The sequence below is a fragment of the Marinobacter persicus genome (genome assembly GCF_002934325.1).
Classification (GTDB): domain Bacteria; phylum Pseudomonadota; class Gammaproteobacteria; order Pseudomonadales; family Oleiphilaceae; genus Marinobacter; species Marinobacter persicus_A.
Window position 1 is genome coordinate 191,485 of record NZ_PTIV01000002.1, and the last position, 15,394, is coordinate 206,878.

Annotated in this window: 13 protein-coding genes; 4 read left to right on the top strand and 9 right to left on the bottom strand. The window is 59.5% G+C overall.

Annotated features, from left to right (window positions below; genetic code table 11):
* Positions 1-35 precede the first annotated feature (35 nt).
* The 4 genes from BY454_RS02100 to BY454_RS02115 all read right to left on the bottom strand — a co-directional run bounded on the left by BY454_RS02100 (position 36) and on the right by BY454_RS02115 (position 3,823).
* Positions 36-1,058 carry a L,D-transpeptidase family protein gene (locus tag BY454_RS02100; protein WP_258075525.1) on the bottom strand — a complete coding sequence of 341 codons (1,023 nt, stop codon included), beginning with the start codon at positions 1,056-1,058 and terminating at the stop codon, positions 36-38.
* A gap of 82 nt (positions 1,059-1,140) precedes the next feature.
* A complete protein-coding gene (locus tag BY454_RS02105) occupies positions 1,141-1,710 on the bottom strand; it encodes a TMEM165/GDT1 family protein (RefSeq protein ID WP_104414965.1) in 570 nt (189 codons plus the stop codon).
* A gap of 256 nt (positions 1,711-1,966) precedes the next feature.
* Entirely contained in the window at positions 1,967-2,392 is a 426-nt protein-coding gene (locus tag BY454_RS02110; RefSeq protein WP_104414966.1) for a MarR family transcriptional regulator, read from the bottom strand.
* Positions 2,393-2,539: 147 nt separating this feature from the next.
* A complete protein-coding gene (locus BY454_RS02115; RefSeq protein ID WP_104414967.1) occupies positions 2,540-3,823 on the bottom strand; it encodes an MFS transporter in 1,284 nt (427 codons plus the stop codon).
* Between the two features lie 255 nt (positions 3,824-4,078).
* On the opposite strand from BY454_RS02115, the gene BY454_RS02120 reads away from it, so the two are divergent.
* Positions 4,079-4,978, top strand: a complete 900-nt coding sequence (locus tag BY454_RS02120) for a WYL domain-containing protein (RefSeq protein ID WP_104414968.1) — start codon at positions 4,079-4,081, stop codon at positions 4,976-4,978.
* Positions 4,979-5,044: 66 nt separating this feature from the next.
* Positions 5,045-6,739, top strand: coding sequence for an ExeM/NucH family extracellular endonuclease (locus BY454_RS02125; protein ID WP_146082677.1), 1,695 nt, complete (start codon positions 5,045-5,047; stop codon positions 6,737-6,739).
* Between the two features lie 4 nt (positions 6,740-6,743).
* On the opposite strand, the gene queE is transcribed toward BY454_RS02125, so the two are convergent.
* Positions 6,744-7,400: a 7-carboxy-7-deazaguanine synthase gene (gene queE, locus BY454_RS02130; protein ID WP_104414970.1), complete on the bottom strand. Its 657-nt coding sequence runs from the start codon at positions 7,398-7,400 to the stop codon at positions 6,744-6,746.
* On the bottom strand, positions 7,400-8,065 hold the full coding sequence (queC, locus tag BY454_RS02135; protein WP_104414971.1) for a 7-cyano-7-deazaguanine synthase QueC: 666 nt from the start codon (positions 8,063-8,065) through the stop codon (positions 7,400-7,402). Before queC ends, queE begins: the two co-directional genes overlap by 1 nt.
* A 139-nt stretch (positions 8,066-8,204) precedes the next feature.
* Here queC and BY454_RS02140 point away from each other — a divergent pair, with 139 nt between their 5' ends.
* Together BY454_RS02140 and BY454_RS02145 are read left to right on the top strand one after the other, a co-directional pair.
* Positions 8,205-8,717 carry a 3'-5' exonuclease gene (locus tag BY454_RS02140; RefSeq protein ID WP_104414972.1) on the top strand — a complete coding sequence of 171 codons (513 nt, stop codon included), beginning with the start codon at positions 8,205-8,207 and terminating at the stop codon, positions 8,715-8,717.
* Positions 8,718-9,146: 429 nt separating this feature from the next.
* A complete protein-coding gene (locus tag BY454_RS02145) occupies positions 9,147-9,419 on the top strand; it encodes a hypothetical protein (RefSeq protein ID WP_104414973.1) in 273 nt (90 codons plus the stop codon).
* Between the two features lie 18 nt (positions 9,420-9,437).
* On the opposite strand, the gene BY454_RS02150 is transcribed toward BY454_RS02145, so the two are convergent.
* The 3 genes from BY454_RS02150 to BY454_RS02160 all read right to left on the bottom strand — a co-directional run bounded on the left by BY454_RS02150 (position 9,438) and on the right by BY454_RS02160 (position 15,389).
* Positions 9,438-10,565 carry a sensor domain-containing diguanylate cyclase gene (locus BY454_RS02150; RefSeq protein ID WP_258075527.1) on the bottom strand — a complete coding sequence of 376 codons (1,128 nt, stop codon included), beginning with the start codon at positions 10,563-10,565 and terminating at the stop codon, positions 9,438-9,440.
* 280 nt (positions 10,566-10,845) lie between these two features.
* Positions 10,846-13,086 (bottom strand): NADP-dependent isocitrate dehydrogenase, encoded by a 2,241-nt coding sequence (locus BY454_RS02155; RefSeq protein WP_104414975.1) that lies wholly within the window; start codon positions 13,084-13,086, stop codon positions 10,846-10,848.
* Positions 13,087-13,400: 314 nt separating this feature from the next.
* Positions 13,401-15,389: an acetoacetate--CoA ligase gene (locus BY454_RS02160; RefSeq protein WP_104414976.1), complete on the bottom strand. Its 1,989-nt coding sequence runs from the start codon at positions 15,387-15,389 to the stop codon at positions 13,401-13,403.
* Between the last annotated feature and the right edge of the window lie 5 nt (positions 15,390-15,394).

The window sequence follows — 15,394 nt, forward strand, 5'->3', positions numbered from 1 at the left end:
CCTCCGCTGGCCGGCACCTTGTGTCAGTCACCGGCCTAGAAATACAGCGTCTGATCCGAGCGGCTCTCTTCGCCCCGGCTTTGCCGCTCAGGGGCGTCGTCGCTCGCCATCCGTGGCAGTGTTTCGCCAATCATCATGGGAATCCCGTCAGCCTGGTCGACGGCAATGTCGATGGCCCGTCGCTTGAGCTGGGTCTCAGGGTGCCGGGCCCGGAATTCTTCCAGTTTAGCGAGCACCTGCTGCCAGACTTTTTCCCGGTCTTCCGGCGGGTAATCCTCACCAGGGCGGTGTATCTCAAGCCAGACCTCTCCCTGAGAAATACCCACTTTCACCGGCTCCCGGATCACTTGCACAGGCGTACCTTTTTCGACCTGGTAAACAAACCGGGAAATATCCTCGTTGTACATCCGGAAACAGCCATGGCTGACCGGCATGCCAACACCAAACCGCTTGTTGGTGCCGTGGATCAAATACCCCTTCTCACTGAGAAGCAGTGCGTGCGTCCCCAGGGGGTTACCCGGCCCCGGGGGAATCATGCGGGGCAGGAAATCTCCCGAAGCCTCGTATTCGGCACGGATACTGGCCGGCGGGTACCAGGCCGGAGACTCCAGCGGCATGGTCACTTCCGCGTTGGTCAGTGGCGAGGGGTTTTCCTCGGTACCCACACCCACGGGATAAACCTGTACCCCCTGTTCAGAAAAGTAGTACAGGCGGTATTCCGCAAGGTTAATCACGATGCCTTCACGCCGAGTATCCGGCAGGACGTACATCCGGGGCAGGGTAATGGTGGTGCCTTCGCCCGGCAGCCAGGGATCCACCCCGGGGTTCGCATGCACCAATTCAAGATAGCCCAGCGCCAGGTCAGTGCCAATGCCGGCAAAAGTGTCTTCGTACTCGGTGGTGAACATCTGCAACTCACCGGCCAGATCGCCCCTGGCCTGAAAGGTCGGTACCCGGGGTGCCCGTTGTTCACTCGCTTCAACTTCCGAGCCACCCTGGGCCTGGGAGGCAGACTCCTGGGCCGACAGCGCCACCGGTGCTGCCCACAGCAGACTCAAACAGAGTGCGAAACCACATTTCAACCGCATAACAACCTGTTCCAATTCCTGTTCCTTCCTGACTAGATGACCCGCAAACCCACTATGAGTTCACCAACGTGGCCCATACCGTCGCAATGGCCAGAATCACAAAGAGTATGCTGGCAGAGATCCGCGCCGTTGCCAGTGGTAAACGCTCCATGAGCCATCGCCCCGCCATGATAACCGGCACATTGGCGAGCAACATTCCGACCGTGGTACCGATGATAACCCAGAACGTCTCGGTATACCTTGCCGCAAGTACCACCGTGGCTACCTGGGTTTTATCCCCGATTTCCGCCAGGAAGAACATGATGGTGGTGGCCATGAACGCGCCCATGCCCAGGAATTTGGAGTCGGCGCTGTCGTCTTTGTCGGGAATCAGGAGCCAGAGCGCGATGGCGATGAAGCTGACGGTGAGGATCCAGGGCAACCAGCTTTCCGGAATCCACTGGGCCACCCAGGCACCCAGCCACGCGGACAAGGCGTGATTGAGAACAGTGGCAATCAGGATTCCCAGGATGATGGGCGTGCGGGTGGCGTAACGGGCAACCAGGAAAAGCGACAGCAGCTGGGTTTTATCACCGATTTCGGCAATGGCAACCGCCAGGGCAGAAGCGAGAAAAGCATCCATTCATACAAACCTCAGGGCGGAGATTACCAGACACGGGACAGCCCACCTTCCGCCCTATGGAGGTGGTCTGCCCCGGGTCTTGCCAATTCCCACCGTGCGGTGTGGAACATGGTAGCCATGGAGATTGAGCTCCAAGTATGTTGACTACCATTCGCCTGAGCTTCACTCAGCGCGAAGGCTACTCCCCCGAAGGAGCGGGCATACTAAGCGATTGGTGCAGTGATCTCAAGTCACTCCGCCCATGCCCGAAAACACTCTAAGACTGTTTCTCCGCGTTTTCCATGATCTTGTTGAAGACATTCAGCGCGCATTCGATTTCTTTATCAGAGACGCCGTCCAGCATCTCTTCACGCAACGTGGCAGCGCGACTGGTCAACTCGTCCATGAAGTCGGCACCGGCCTTGGTCAGGTAGAGGCGGCGAGCCCGACGATCGTTCGGGCAAGGGCGACGTTCAATCAGCCCCTGCTGTTCGAGGCTGTCCAAAAGCCTGACCAGTGTGGGGTTTTCGATCGCCATCAGGTTGGCCAGCTCACGCTGGGTACGGCCTTCGCCGCCCTCACGCAAGTAGAACATGGTGCTCCAGCGGGCCTGGGTGACGCCCAGGTCCTTGAGACGCTCATCCAGCATCTTGCGCCAGCGACGGGTTACTCGTGCCACCGCAAAGGGAAACTGCTCTCTCATGATTCCAACTCCTGGTCATCATCCGGTTGGCAGCACTGCCAGCCATGGAATCCAACAATCAATATACTTCTACCGTTATTCACCAATAGTATGCTAATCGGTTAAAAAATAACAGATGCGTAAGTGGAAACACTCGCCAGAAGGAGCCTATCCCGCCTGGCGTATGTCCTCTTCAGGCCTTTCCACCTCGTGGATCTGGTGGAATTCCTCGTTGCGTGGATCGATTTCGGTCAACACCGGAGAGGCCTCCGGCATGGTCGGCACGAAGTGCTCCTGCTCCGCCACCGGCACATCTACGGTGTGGCTGATGCGGTAGCTGGTAATCACGGCCAGCAGCAGCAGGAAACCGGCGTTGCCATAGAACAGCCCGGACGGTCCCAGCAAGTTGATCAGCTCGGCCATGGTAATCGGCCCAATCACGCTGCCAATGCCATAGCTCAGCAACAGGGTGGCACTGGCCGCGACAATGCCGCTGCTGTCCATCCGGTCATTGGTAATGGCGACAGCGATGGGATAGAGCGTTGCCGAAAGACCGGTAAACAGGCCGACCAGGACCGTCAGCAAGGCCAACTGCGTGGCCCCGAAAACCGCCACACCGATAGCCGAGGAAGCGGCCAACAATGAAACCCAGAACATCACCCGACGACGATCAAAGCGGTCACATACCCGACCCAGGGGCCATGCCAGCAGCATGGCCGCCACAATCGCACTGGCCATGAACGTGGACGTTCGGGTTACATCCAGACCCACCAGAGTGGCGTACACCGGGCCAAGCGCGTAAAAGCCGCCAATCATGACGCCACTGATCAGTGCGCCCGCCATACCGGAGAACGACTGCCGGGCCAGCTTGAAGACTGACATCCGATGAGCCTGCTCAATCACGGGAGCTTCCATGCGAGTCAGGGCGAGAGGCACCAGGGCCAGGGTCAGGAGAATCGCCGCCAGCGAAAACGGCAGGAAATTGGCCGGGTCACCGACGTTGACGAACAACTGCCCACCGGCAGCGGACAGGTAAAACACGATCTGATACACCGCGAACAGGGCGCCGCGGTTGGCGCTGGTGGCCCGGCTGGAGAACCAGCTTTCAATCACCACCAGGACCCCGGCAATGCTGAAGCCGGACAGCACGCGAAGCACACCCCAGAACAGCGGAGAAACCGCCATCGGATACATCAGGGCAACCACCGCCGCCATGGCCGCAAACACGGCAAAGGCGCGAATATGCCCCACCCGACCAATGATTTTCTGGACGTAAAGGGTGCCCAGCACAAAGCCGATGGAGTAACACACCAAAACCCACCCGATGACATCCGGTGAAATCTGCTCGATGCTCAGGCGAATGCCCAGCAGGGTCATCAAAAACGCATTACCGCTGACCAGCAGCACAATGCTGAAAATCAGGGCGGACAGGGACGCGACCATTCGGGTCATTGGTGGCTCCGAAGCATGTAACTGAAAATACTGTGAATAGGGAAGAATGGACGGGGCAGGGTTGCCGCTGGAGGGCAACTTGTTGGGCGGTATTTAAGCAGGCACACCAGTAGCCTGCTACTACGGATTTGCCGAAATGCCAAATGGTTCATGGCAGAGCATTTCACAATGTTTTACATTGAATAAGGTAACATCAATAAGTGAACACGAACGGTACATGCCGTCACACCATCCACCGGACATGAGCGCCTGGCCATGAAAAAGACAGACTGGCCCATTCGCTGGGACCTGCTGCTTCGTTACAGACTGATCGAGATCATCGTCCTGTGGGAAGGTCGGCTGACCACCAACCACATCTGCCACAGCTTTGGCATCGGCCGGCAGCAGGCCTCCAAGGACATCAACACCTACCTGCGGGAGTTGGCTCCGGGCAACCTGATCTATGACCGACACCTGAAAGGTTATGTGCCGGCCCCTGATTTTCAACCCGTGGTCACCAAGGGCCAAGTGGCGGAATACCATGAACTGCTGAGCCGCCAGCAGGATCTGAGCGACACCTTTACGGACCTCGACCTGAGCCTGCCCGGCCACACGGTGATACCCAGCGTCTCCCGCCACATTGCGCCGGAAACCATGCGCAACGTCGTGATGGCCACCCGCCAGAAGCGCCCGCTGAGGGCCAGCTACGTCTCGCTCAGCCGACCTGAAGCCAGCGAAAGCCTGCTGGAGCCGCACGCTGTGTTCTGTACCGGCAACAACTGGCATGTCCGGGCCTGGTGCCAGGCCAACCGTGAATTCCGCGATTTCGCGCTGACCCGCTTCCAGACTGCCCCGGAAGTGCTCCAGCAGAAGTCCCGACACAGCGCGGAAGAGGATGAAGACTGGCAACGCCACGTAACCCTCGACATCATCCCGGACCAGCGCCTCACCGAGGCCCAACAGCAGGTGATAGCCCGGGACTTCGGCATGGACAACGGTCTTCTGCAGGTTCGCTGCCGGGCCGCCCTGACGCCCTATGTGTTGTCACAGTTGGGAATCACCCTGGACAACAGCCACCCCAACCCCTTGGTTCAACAGGTGGAACTGGCGCAACCGGATCAGGTCGGTTTTGGCAGCAAACGGGAAAGAACGCTCAAAGCACTTGCCGGCCTTTGATACACTCTACGGGTGAACAACGTTACCCGCAGTCTTTGCCTTATTCTTATCGCACTGGCCCCTGCCATGGCAGGGGCCAATTGCGGTGATCCCGCGACCGCCATCCATCGTGTACAGGGCACCGGCGCGCAGTCCTCTCTGGTGGGCAAGACCGTCACCGTCGAGGGTGTGCTGACTCACGATGCCCGTGGCCCCGATGGCTTCCGGGGCTTTTATCTGCAGCAGCCGGACGCCGAAGCCGATAACGACCCCGCCACGTCCGAAGCCCTGTTCATCTACACCCGAAAGCACGAAGGCGAGCTGGGCCAGCAGCTGCGGGTTACCGGCACGGTCAAGGAATATCATGGGCTGACCGAACTGGTGGACATCCGACAACTCTCCGTTTGCGGCGCGGGCGAACTTCCCCAGCCAATCAAGCTCGCCTTACCCTGGCCACGGCCACCGGAAGCACTGGAAAACATGCTGGTGCGCTTTCCCGAGCCCCTGACCGTTATCGATAACCACAACCTGGCACGCTACGGCGAGCTGACCCTGGCCGCCACCGATCAGCTAACGCCCACCGAACACCTGCCGCCAGGCCCCAAGGCACTCGCCCGGACCCGGGACCAGCACCGGAACCGGGTACTACTGGACGATGGCCGGGCGGTGCGCGGACCCAACCCAATTCCCTGGCCACCAGACGGATTGGGCTATCAACAAACACTGCGGGCTGGCGATACGGTAACCGGCCTCTTTGGCATCCTTGACTACCGGTTCGACCAATGGCGCTTACAACCCGCCCGGACACCGGAATTCCATACCGGCAACCCCCGCCCGAAGCCGCCAGCGCCACCGGCAGCGAACACCGTGAGGGTCATGGCGCTGAACCTGCACAATTACTTCAACGGTGATGGGCAGGGCGCTGGCTTTCCCACAGCCAGGGGCGCGGAAACCCTTGCCCAGTGGCATAGCCAGAAAGCCCGGGTGACCGCCACTGTCCAGCGGATAAGTCCGCACATTCTTGCGGTCTCGGAGCTGGAAAATGACGGCTATGACAAGGCCAGCGCCATTGCCGAGCTGAGTCAGTCACTGGGCCTCCAATGGCGTTTTATTGCCACGCCGGGAGGCGACGGCGAGGACCGAATCCGTACCGCACTGCTCTATCGAAGCGACCGGGTAACGCCGGAAGGGAAAGGGCAGCGATTACAATCCGGCCCTTATGCCCATCAGGGCCGACCACCCCTGGCCCAAGACTTTCGACTGCCTGGTCAGAGCGAGGTTTTGAGAGTGGTGGTCGCCCACCTGAAATCCAAATCCTGCCGGAACGCCGATGGAGCCAATACCGACCAGGGCGATGGTCAGGGCTGTTATAACCCGCGCCGCCTCCGTGAAACCCAGTCCACCCTGGGCTGGCTGAAAGCCCTGCCAAAAAAACCGCAGCTGGCTGGCACCCTGATTGCCGGGGACCTGAACAGCTATGCCCGGGAAGCCCCGTTGCTGCGTTTCGAAGCCGCCGGCTACCAGAGCCTGGTGCACCGGTTTCATCCCTGCACCCCGGGGGAATGCAACCATCACAGCTACCGTTTCCAGGGCCGTAAAGGCTCCCTGGATTATCTACTGGGCTCTGAAACGCTGCTCGATCGGGTAACCGGGGCCCGGAGCTGGAACATCAATGCTGACGAGCCCCGGGCACTGGGGTACACCGAACTTCCAGGCGGACAAGGCCCGTGGCGGGGCTCGGACCACAACCCGGTGTTCACCGACATTCGGCTGGGCCGGTAAGGGATCAATCGATTCCGATGATCTTGTGCATCTGCAGGGTGAGACGCCAGCGGGGATGGGCCAGGCAATAGTCCGTGGCCTTGCGGGTATTGCTCTGGCGAACCGGATCGTCGCCTTGCTCCGGCACCGAAGGGGCCGCCATGGGCGACAGGAAGTAATGCCGGGCGTGGATATGCTCGAAACGCTCTGGAGGAGCCAGCGGCTGGGGATAGACCAGCTTCAGTTCATCGCACTCGGTGATCACCACCGGCGCATCGGCTTTCGGACTGACACACAACCAGTCGATACCGGCTGGTGCGGGCAGGGTGCCATTGGTTTCCACCCCCACCTCGAAACCGGCCTGTTGAAACGCCTTGATCAACGGTTCGTCCAATTGCAGCAGCGGCTCACCGCCGGTGCACACCACATAGGGGTTGCCCGGTGCGTCCGGCCAGAGCTTGCGAATATGCTCCGCCAACTGTTCGGGCGTGTCAAAACGCCCACCGTTCTGGCCATCGGTGCCCACAAAATCCGTGTCGCAAAAATTGCAGACCGCGCTGGCCCGGTCTTTTTCGCGACCGGTCCACAGGTTGCACTTGCTGAACCGACAGAACACAGCGGCACGGCCAGCCTGGGCACCTTCACCCTGCAGGGTGTAAAAGGCCTCTTTTACCCGATACATCAGGCCGGCACCTCGTAAGCCAGCGGGTCTTGGATACCGTGGGCGGCAAAGGCTTCCAGGCGTTCGACACAGGAACCGCAGCGGCCACAGGCTTTCGCCCGCCCGTTGTAGCAGGTCCAGGTCTGACTGTAATCCAGGTTCAGCTTCAACCCTTCGCCCAGGATCTCACCCTTATCCAGATGCATGAACGGGGCTTCAACGCCCACTGGCTCGTAATTGGCCACACGGCACACCGCATCCATCTTCTCGACAAATTCCGGACGGCAATCCGGGTAGATGGCATGGTCGCCACCATGAGCGCCATACCAGACCGCCTGTGCGCCAACGGTAACGGCATAGCCGGTGGCCAGGGACAACAGGATCATGTTCCGGTTCGGCACCACCGTGGCTTTCATGCTGTCTTCCTCATAATGACCCTCTGGCACGTCAATGTCGGAGGTCAGTGAGGAACCGGACATGACTTCGCTCATCGCGCGAATATCAATCACCTTATGGGGAATGCGCCCGGCCTCGCACACAGCTTTTGCCGCCTCCAGCTCACGCACATGGCGCTGGCCATAATTGAACGACAGGGCATGCACGTTCAGGCCACGGGCGCGGGCGAGGTGAAGCAGGGTAAAGGAGTCCATGCCTCCGGAATAAATAACAACAACGGTGTCAGCCATGGAGATAGCACCCAATTCAGGGAAAAGAGTTTGCAATAATGGTCACATTGTAACAGTGCAGCCGCGACTTGGGTTCGCGTCCTGGACAGATCAGGGGTAAACTCGAACCAAAACGCAGCAAAACCAGCAATGGCGCGCAATGACTTCTAACATCAGCCCGGCATTTATCGACTTTGAAGCCTCCAGCCTGAACCTGATCGAAAGCTATCCGATCGAGGTAGGCCTCTGCCTGCCGGATGGTGCCCTTCACAGCTGGCTGATTCGTCCCCATACCCGCTGGACCGACTGGTCGGATAGCGCCGAAAACATCCACGGCCTTACCCGGCAGCAGCTGGATCAGGAGGGCGTCTCTCCCCAGCATGTGGCCCGTCAGCTCAACGAGTTACTGCCAGCCCAGGTATTCTGTGATGCCTGGACGTTCGACAGTTTCTGGCTCCATCGGCTGTTTCGTGCCGCCGGCGAAAAACCGGACTTCGCCCTCGAATCCATCTCCGTCTTACTGGCACCCAAGCAAGTGCAACGATGGGCAGGTGTCCGACAGCAAGTGATCAGCGAACTCGGCCTGCCGGTACACCGGGCGGCCAACGACGCCCTGATTCTCCACAAGACCTGGCAGCGTGTGACCTGCTCCGAAGAACCATCCCTGCCTTGAAAAAGCACCAGGCATAAAAAAACGCAGCCCGGAAGCTGCGTTAAAAGGAGAGATCCTGACGTTGCCCGGAGGCACCGCGGATAGCACAACGTAAAACACGTGACGGCGCGAATTATGCCTCCGGCACTGCAGAGGGTCTGTACGCGTTTGCCGAAGCCGCAGGGCTATTGCAAACCCGGCGTTTGCCTATACACTGGAGCCTTAACCGAACACCCAAAAGCCGTTATGAGCCAAATGATGATCACAGTGACTATTTACCCAGACGCAGTCTCCCTGAAGGGACACTCTTCGCACGCCATGGTGAAAGACATCTAACGGCTTTCGGTCAGTCCCGGGAGCCGTTGCGGCGACCGGGGCAGCTTCTCCGCCAGACCCCGGTTTTCCCGGGGTTTTCTGTTTTTGCAGTCGCAAAACGACAAGGAGAAGATCATGAGAAGACATCCGACATCACGTGCAGCCAACCAGCCAATGAGCCACCGGGATGCCCCCATCAAGCGCCCGGAGAAACTGCCGCTGCTGGATGCCATCAGCAAGAAGCTCAACCAGCGCGTCAATCTGGACGACGAGCAGCGGGTATTGGGTGTTTATGAAAGGGGCTGGATTTTCAACGGCGTGCTGGCCAACCTGAGCGGCGCCGAAGCCCGCTATGTGCGTGCGCTGGCCAATCGTTACGGCTCCTGGATTGCCCGCCAGGTGGCCTGAGCAGAATCGCCGGGCCGGTCACGCAACCGGCTCGGCACTTTCCGGGGTCGCCACGCGGTTCCGGCCCAGGGTTTTCGCCCGATACATGGCTCTGTCAGCCGAGGCACAGAGCTCCGCCGAGGTTTGACCATGCTGCGGATACACCGCCACCCCCACACTGATAGTGACCGTCACCTCATGATCAGACTCCAGCATGATGGATGCCTCCCGCGCCCGGGAACAAAGGCGCTCCGCGGTTTCCCAGGCCTCCTGGGCCCCCATTTCCGGTAGCACAATCACCAGTTCTTCACCGCCAAACCGGGCCACCGAATCCACACTGCGGACATTGTCCTCCAGCAGGCGGCTGATGGTGCAAAGTACCTTGTCACCGGCAGCATGACCCCAGGTGTCATTCACTTCCTTGAAATGATCAAAGTCGATCCAGAGCAGGGCCATGGTGTGTTTATACCGGGCAGAGCGCGCCAACTCTTCCTCCAGAACACGTCCGAACTCCCGACGATTCAACAGTCCGGTTAAGGGGTCAGTCGTGGCCAGCTCCTCAAGCTCCTGCTCCAGTGCCCTGCGATCCGAGATATCCAGGATAATGCCCTCCAGAACGGTCCTGCCACCGGCCACATCCACACTGCAGCCCCGCTCCCAGACCCATATTTTTCGACCATCTTTGCGGGTGATGGTGTACTCCACGGAAAACGCATGCCCCGCCTCTACGGCCTCAGCCACCTGCTGAGCTACCCTTTCAGCATCCTCTGGATCAATCAATTCGGCATACGCCCGAACCCGGTTATTGACTAGTTCCTCGGGTTTGTAGCCCGTCAGCCATTCGCTCCCCTCGGAGACGAACAACATTGTCCAGTAATCATCGAACAGGCAGCGATAGGCCATCCCCGGCAGATTGTTCAGGAGCACGGTCAGCTGTTGCTCTCGCTGACGCAGCGCCCGCCGTTGACTGTGTTGAAGGTTGAGAAGAAAACGATCTTTGTGCAATTGCCGATAAAGCACCAGGAACAGGATGCCGCCAGTCACCAGGACAAAGAAAAAGCCTTTCCAGGTCTGAACCTGGGACAGCATCACGGGATCCCGGAAAAGCATTTCCGCCACGCGGTCTGAAAAAGTGATCCATAGCAGACCAACGACGAGGTAGATCAATACCGTCCATAAGGCTCTTGCCAGTGGATGTCGGCATCGACCCAGGTGGGCTGGCTGATTCGACCGAATATCCTCTGGTCGATTTGATTCCATCATTCCTTCCGTTTGTTTATCTGACAGGAGTCACTGTTGAAGGTAGCCATTTCCTGGCCGCCAGTCGAGGGTTTTAGGCCACCCAACCCGGCATAAAAAAACCCGGTTGCCGTTGCCGGCATTCCGGGTTGTCAGGAATCGCGTCCGGCGGTTAGCCCGACGAACGCGTGTCCTTGGTTTCAGCCGATTACTTGGCGGCTTCGGCAAACTCGGTGAGAATCTTGTTCAGAGTCTCACTCGGCTGCATCACGGCACAGACCTTGTCGGCCGGTGCGTGGTAGTAGCCACCGATGTCGGCGGGCTTGCCCTGGATCACGGTCAGTTCTTCCAGGATCTTGTCCTTGTCCGCTTCCAGCTTCTCGGAGAACTTCGCCGCGAACGCCTTCAGGTCCTGGTCGTCGTTCTGCTCGGCCAGTGCGGCCGCCCAGTGACAGGCCAGGTGGAAGTGGGAGCCGCGGTTATCCAGCTCACCGGCCTTACGGGACGGAGACTCGTTGTTCTCCAGCAGCTGGCCAACAGCGGTGTCCAGGGTCTGACCCAGCAGACGGGCACGGGCGTTGTCGTGCTTCTCGCCCAACTCTTCCAGGGACACGGCCACGGCCAGGAATTCACCCAACGAATCCCAGCGAAGGTGGTTTTCTTTCACCAGCTGCTGCACGTGCTTGGGCGCGGAACCACCGGCACCGGTCTCGTACAGGCCACCACCGTTCAGCAGCGGTACGATGGACAGCATCTTGGCACTGGTGCCCAACTCCAGGATCGGGAACAGGTCGGTCAGGTAGTCACGCAGCACGTTGCCGGTCACGGAGATGGTGTCTTCGCCACGGATCATGCGCTCCATGGTGAAGTTGATCGCCTCGACCGGCGCCATGATCCGGATGTCCAGACCGTCGGTGTCGTGCTCTTTGAGATACGCTTCGACTTTCTTGATCAGCTCGGCGTCGTGGGCACGCTTGCTGTCCAGCCAGAAGATGGCCGGCATGCCGCTGGCACGGGAACGGTTCACCGCCAGCTTCACCCAGTCGCGGATCGGGATGTCTTTGGTCTGGCACGCGCGCCAGATGTCGCCTTCCTCAACCTGGTGCTCCATCAGTACCTTGTCGTCAGCGATGACACGCACGGTACCGGCTTCTTTCAGGATGAAAGTCTTGTCGTGGGAACCGTATTCTTCGGCTTTCTGCGCCATCAGACCCACGTTCGGTACGGTGCCCATGGTGGTCGGATCGAACGCACCGTGCTTCTTACAGAAGTCGATGGTTTCCTGATAGATGGTGGCGTAGGAACGGTCCGGCAGAACGGCCTTGGTGTCGCGCATGCCGCCGTCGCTGTCCCACATCTTGCCGGAGCTGCGGATCATGGCCGGCATGGAGGCGTCGACGATCACGTCGCTCGGTACGTGCAGGTTGGTGATGCCGTTGTCGGAATCCACCATGGCGATTTCCGGACGATCCTTGTAGATCTGCGCCAGGTCCTGCTTGATTTCGTTCTGCTTGTCTTCCGGCAGCTGCTGGATTTTCTCTTCCACGGAAGAGACACCATTGTTGGCAGTCACGCCCAGCTCTTCGAACAGGTCACCGTACTTCTCGAACAGCTCCTTGTAGAAGCTCTTCACCGCGTAACCGAAGATCACCGGATCAGACACCTTCATCATGGTGGCCTTCAGGTGCAGGGAGAACATGATGTCGTTCTTCTTGCAGTCTTCGATCTGCTCATCGAAGAACTTGAGCAGGGCTTTCTTGCTCATGAAGGTGCTGTCCAGCACTTCGCCGGCCATCAGCGGCAGCTCGGATTTCAGGATGGTCTTCTCGCCCTTGGCGTTTTCGAAAACGATCTGCGCGGTAGTGTCGTTTTCCAGGGTCACGGACTGCTCGGCGGAGTAGAAGTCGCCGTCTTCCATGTGCGCCACGTGGGTCTTGGAGTCGGCGCTCCACTCACCCATTGAGTGCGGGTGCTTGCGGGCAAAGGCTTTTACCGCAGCCGGGGCACGACGGTCGGAGTTGCCTTCACGCAGAACCGGGTTTACGGCACTGCCCAGTACCTTGGCGTAACGGGCCTTGACGTCTTTCTCTTCGTCGGTCTTCGGCTCCTCGGTGTACTCGGGCACCTTGTAGCCCTGGGCATTCAGTTCCTTGATCGCGGCGTTCAACTGAGGGACAGACGCACTGATGTTCGGCAGCTTGATGATGTTGGCGTTCGGGTCTTTGGTGAACTCACCCAGTTGTGCCAGCGCATCCGGAACCCGCTGGTCTTCTTCCAGGTAGTCCGGGAAAGTAGCCAGAATTCGCGCCGCCAGGGAAATATCGCTGGTTTCAAAATCGATGCCGGCTGGCTTGGCGAAGGTTTCCAGGATAGGAAGCAGGGAGCGGGTTGCGAGGGCAGGCGCCTCGTCCGTCAGTGTGTAGACAATTTTGGCTTTGGAGTCTGTCATTTTCGTCCTCAGGCTAAAGGGTGGATTCGGGACGGTCATCGCCAGACCTTCCGCCTTGTGGGCGCTGGGCCTGAACCATGACTGAATTCGAAACTTTTGATAGTTCTACTAAGATACCATTTTTTAGTACGTTTTGGTTAAGATCTTAGTATAAGAACGGACTAAACTGCCTGATTTCCGGTTACAGGACGGTTAAACGGGGGAAATTTACGAAACTTTCTTTCATTTAGGTCGGTAACGAATTATGGCGGGAGCCTACGGACAAGTTGTAGACAATCCCGCCATTTTTCCATGCATTCCTAAACTTTTGCGGCTTATTCCGGCAGCAATCCGGCCTCGGTGAGTTGCTCACGAATCCGGTCCAGCGCTTCGGGGTTGCCCAGGGCATCGCGGTTGTCCGCTTTGCTTGAGCCATTCACCAGGCGCGCCACCGCCAGCTCCACCTTCTTGCCACTGCGGGTGTACGGAATGTCCGGCACTTCAATGATGTGCTTGGGCACATGACGCGGGCTGGCGCCTTCGCGGATGCGGCCTCGCAGTTGCCTGGCCAGGTCGTCCGTCAAATGCTGCCCGTCGGCGGGCACCACCAGCAACATCACTTCCACATCGCCGTCGATCTGCCGGCCCACCACCAGGCTGTCCTTCACTTCCGCCACGGTTTCCACCTGACGGTAGATTTCGGCGGTGCCGATTCGCACGCCGCCGGGGTTCAGGGTGGCATCGGATCGACCGTGGATAATAGCCCCGCCGTGTTCGGTGAATTCAATGAAGTCGCCATGGGCCCAGACGCCCGGGAAGGTGCTGAAGTAGGCGTCCCGGTAGCGTTCGCCTTCGGGATCGTTCCAGAATCGCACGGGCATGGACGGCAGCGGCTGGCGACAAACCAGTTCGCCCCGGCCCTCGGTCATCGGCTGGCCGTCTTCGCTGTAGGCCATGACATCCACGCCCAGGAAACGGCACTGGATCTCGCCCCGGCGCACCGGCAACAGCGGTGTGCTGCCCACAAAACAGCCACAGATATCGGTACCGCCGGCAATGGAGCCCAACAGTGCATCGGGCGCGCCATCGCTGTAAACCCAGTCGTAGTCTTCCGGCAGCAACGGTGAACCCGTGGAGAAGAGGGTGCGCAAGTGGCTCTGATCCAGACTCCTGGCCGGGCGCAACTCCGCCTTGCGACAACCGGCGATAAACCGGGCACTGGTGCCAAAGTGGGTAACCCGCTCGGCCGCCACCGTATCCCACAGGAAATTGAGGTCCGGGTAGCCCGGCGAGCCATCCACGGTGATGACCGAGGCGCCAGTCATCAGCACCGAGGCCTGCCAGTTCCACATCATCCAGCCGCAGGTGGTGAAATAGAGGAACCGGTCTTCCGGGCTCACATCGCCGTGCAACATCAATTCCTTGGCGTGGTTAACCAGCAGCCCCGCTGTGCCATGCACAATACACTTGGGTTTGCCAGTGGTACCGGAGGAGTACAGGATGTAGACCGGATGATCCGGGCCCACCGGGGTAAAGGAAGGTGGCTGGCCGGCTCCGGCGGCTAGGGCATCGTCCCAGGGCGTGACGAGGTCACCTTCCACCGGGGGTTGCTCCGGCAATTGCGGGATGCTGACCACAGTTTTCAGGGTGGGCAGCTTGGCCACCAGCTCGGCAAACTCCTGCTGCCGGGCAAAGGTCTTGCCGCCGTAACCATAGCCGTTCACCACCACCAGGGCGGTCGGTTCGATCTGACCAAACCGGTCATGGATGGCACCAATGCCAAAATCCGGGGATGCTGAACTCCAGACGGCACCCATGCTGGTTGCCGCCAGCATACCCACCAACGCCTCATAACCATTGGTGACCACACCGGCCACCCGGTCTCCCTGCTGAACCCCCTGCTGGCGCAGGAAGGCTTCCAGGGCACCGGTATCGGCCTTGAGTTCGGCGTAGGTCTTGCGCAACACCGGGCGGGTTTCACAGTAGGCCACGACGGCTTCCCGATCCGTCTGCTCGCCCTCGGCATGGCGCAGCAGGTTGGCGGCGAAATTCAGCTTCATGCCCGGGAACCACTCGGCACCGGGCATTTCCCGCTTGCCCAGCACGCTTTCGGCCGGGGTGTCACAAACCAGGCCAGAATAGTCCCAGACGCTCTGCCAGAAGGTCTCCAACTCGGTAATGGACCACTGGTGCAGGGCGTGGTAATCGTCAAACGGCCCGAAGCCCTTTTGTTCCAGCCAGGCCTTGAATCGGCCCATGCGCGACTCTTGGATGGTCTGTTCGGTTGGCGTCCAGACCACGGGGGATCGTTCTGTTGTGCTCATCCGTC

Excerpts from the sequence above, each read along its gene's own strand:
- BY454_RS02105 (WP_104414965.1), bottom strand. The coding sequence starts at position 1,710 with ATGGATGCTTTTCTCGCTTCTGCCCTGGCGGTTGCCATTGCCGAAATC.
- BY454_RS02110 (WP_104414966.1), bottom strand. The coding sequence starts at position 2,392 with ATGAGAGAGCAGTTTCCCTTTGCGGTGGCACGAGTAACCCGTCGCTGG.
- BY454_RS02115 (WP_104414967.1), bottom strand. The coding sequence starts at position 3,823 with ATGACCCGAATGGTCGCGTCCCTGTCCGCCCTGATTTTCAGCATTGTG.
- BY454_RS02120 (WP_104414968.1), top strand. The coding sequence starts at position 4,079 with ATGAAAAAGACAGACTGGCCCATTCGCTGGGACCTGCTGCTTCGTTAC.
- BY454_RS02125 (WP_146082677.1), top strand. The coding sequence starts at position 5,045 with ATGGCAGGGGCCAATTGCGGTGATCCCGCGACCGCCATCCATCGTGTA.
- queE (WP_104414970.1), bottom strand. The coding sequence starts at position 7,400 with ATGTATCGGGTAAAAGAGGCCTTTTACACCCTGCAGGGTGAAGGTGCC.
- queC (WP_104414971.1), bottom strand. The coding sequence starts at position 8,065 with ATGGCTGACACCGTTGTTGTTATTTATTCCGGAGGCATGGACTCCTTT.
- BY454_RS02140 (WP_104414972.1), top strand. The coding sequence starts at position 8,205 with ATGACTTCTAACATCAGCCCGGCATTTATCGACTTTGAAGCCTCCAGC.
- BY454_RS02145 (WP_104414973.1), top strand. The coding sequence starts at position 9,147 with ATGAGAAGACATCCGACATCACGTGCAGCCAACCAGCCAATGAGCCAC.
- BY454_RS02155 (WP_104414975.1), bottom strand. The coding sequence starts at position 13,086 with ATGACAGACTCCAAAGCCAAAATTGTCTACACACTGACGGACGAGGCG.
- BY454_RS02160 (WP_104414976.1), bottom strand. The coding sequence starts at position 15,389 with ATGAGCACAACAGAACGATCCCCCGTGGTCTGGACGCCAACCGAACAG.